This is a genomic window from Rhodanobacter sp. DHG33 (assembly GCF_014843005.1).
GTDB lineage: Bacteria > Pseudomonadota > Gammaproteobacteria > Xanthomonadales > Rhodanobacteraceae > Rhodanobacter_A.
Genome location: NZ_JACYXM010000041.1, coordinates 1 through 281, shown reverse-complemented (window position 1 = coordinate 281; position 281 = coordinate 1). Strand labels below are relative to the sequence as shown.

Here is a 281-nt window from a genome sequence, read left to right as displayed (position 1 = left end):
TAGTATCTCGGCGACACTTACATCGAAACTGCATGAGGTGAACTGCACGACTCGGCTGCTGGAGGAAACGCCGAAAAGGGCAATCTGTGCCTGAGTCAGATTAATTGCGCTTTTGTGCTCGACCATGACGCCCTTGGGGGTGCCGGTGGAGCCAGAGGTGTAGATGACGTAGGCGAGGTGGGTGGAGGTGAGGCCCAGCGTTTGCGGATCGGGATCGACGACGGACTGGTGAGCCCACGGCGAGGGTGAGCCGAGGTCGAGCACGGTCAGGTGAGCGACCG

The 281-nt window shown here is 60.5% G+C and carries 1 protein-coding gene; it reads right to left on the bottom strand.

The genetic code is table 11. The annotated features are described in order from the left end of the window. The coding region (locus tag IHE46_RS16895) for an AMP-binding protein (RefSeq protein WP_192166100.1) at positions 1-281 on the bottom strand (281 nt) is incomplete at both ends.